2 protein-coding genes are annotated in these 1,619 nt (G+C 50.8%); one reads left to right on the top strand and one right to left on the bottom strand.

Going from position 1 to position 1,619, the window contains the following annotated elements:
• Positions 1-14 precede the first annotated feature (14 nt).
• A complete protein-coding gene (locus Q0628_RS07045; RefSeq protein ID WP_298769511.1) occupies positions 15-857 on the bottom strand; it encodes a 50S ribosomal protein L11 methyltransferase in 843 nt (280 codons plus the stop codon).
• A 226-nt stretch (positions 858-1,083) separates the two neighbouring features.
• Between Q0628_RS07045 and Q0628_RS07040 the strand changes: the two genes are divergently transcribed.
• Positions 1,084-1,619: DUF4172 domain-containing protein (locus tag Q0628_RS07040; RefSeq protein ID WP_298769509.1), on the top strand; the 536-nt coding region annotated here is incomplete at its 3' end.

Here is a 1,619-nt window from a genome sequence, read left to right as displayed (position 1 = left end):
TTCTCTGATTCACACTAGGAGTGTGCAAGCACACTCAACCACTCTGTGCTGACACGTTCTTCTTTGACTTTAAAGCCGGCTTCTTCGAACCACTTGAGGATGTAATCCTTTTCGGTGAGGAGCTGGCCCGAAATAATGAGTTCACCGCCTGCGGCGAGCAAGTCTTCGATGTCGTCGCGAAGCGGCCAGAGTTCACTACGGATCATGTTGCAGAGAATAACGTCGAACTTGGCGCCGTCCTTGAAAGCATCCAGGAATCCGAGAATGCAGTCGCTTTCCTTGAAGCCGTTGCGTTCGAGGTTTTCAGCAATGCAGGGAATCGTGAGCGGGTCAATTTCGGTGCCGACAGCGAGCTTCGCGCCCAAGCGGCGAGCGTACATGGCCAAAATGCCCGTACCTGTACCGATATCAAGCACAGTCTTGCCATTAAAATCTATCGATTCCATCAAAGTCGCGCAGCTACTTGTGGTATCGTGTTCGCCAGTACCGAAAGCGGTTTTGGCTTCAAGTTCAAGCACCACGGCTTTGGGGTCATCAGGCGTGAATTCAACCCAAGGCGGGCGCACCCACAAATGCGGGGAAACAGACACCGGCTGCGCACGGTCGCGCCACCACTTGTCCCAATCCTTCGCGGGTTCTTCGCTAACAGCAAAATGATACTGCGGAAATTCGTTTACGATACGGTCGCGTTCGGCCTTGTCGCCGGTATAAAAGCAGAAGTCCGTGCGACCATCTTCTTTCGGGTCCAATTCTTCGAGTGTCGCCACGCCGGCTTCGAAAAGCAGGTAGCTTGCGATTTCAAATTCTTCGGCAGGGCAATAGCCCTCGGCCTTGTACCATGTATCGATTTTTTGCATAGGGCAAAAATAAAAAAAAGGAGAGGCTCGGTACGCCAACCTCGTCACCGAGCCTCTCACCAAGCGCAAACACCTCAAACCGCTTGGCCCCTTTCATCCATCTTGTAAACTAATATAAACACAATTTTGAAATTCGACGAAAAAAAGTGATAATTTCTTATTCCAAGATGGAACATTCCTATTTTGGACTTGCAAAAGCGACCATTCTACGTATATTTTGCGTTAAATGATCGTTTCGAAGCCGCTTTTTATACACCAGTACCCCGACTGGACCAAGTTCCGCTATAATGCGCAAAGCGTGATGGACGCCTTGGGACAGACACGACTGCTTGAAGGCGCCCTCGTGGGCGTTGCAGACCTGGTTTGCGATTCGGACACCGAGACGCGCATGCTCGCGAAAGACATCGCGGCCAACTACGCGCTGGACGGCTACACTCTGGATATTCCGATACTTGAAAGCGAAATCAAGAAAAAGAATTCCGCCAGGAACGACATTCGAAATTTTGTAGGCGCGATTCAAAACGCCAAGCTCCCGCTGACCGAAGAACGCCTGTTCGCATGGCATGCGGCCATTGGCCAGAACAAAGTAAAGAGCTTTAGGACAAAAGAAAGCGTTGCAGGAACATTTACCGGCGTAAGCCCGGAACGCATTCCGCTTGAAATCGGGCGTTTTATCGACTGGTTTGAAAACTCGACGCAAGACGGTGCGATTAAAGCGGCGATTGCCCACTTTTGGTTCTTAACGATCCGCACGTTTGAAGA

Source organism: uncultured Fibrobacter sp., from assembly GCF_937877005.1.
GTDB lineage: Bacteria > Fibrobacterota > Fibrobacteria > Fibrobacterales > Fibrobacteraceae > Fibrobacter.
Note: the sequence above shows the minus strand (reverse complement) of the source record. Positions and strands in the feature narration are given on the sequence as shown.

Coding starts and splice junctions, on each gene's coding strand:
- Q0628_RS07045 (WP_298769511.1), bottom strand. CDS start 857: ATGCAAAAAATCGATACATGGTACAAGGCCGAGGGCTATTGCCCTGCC.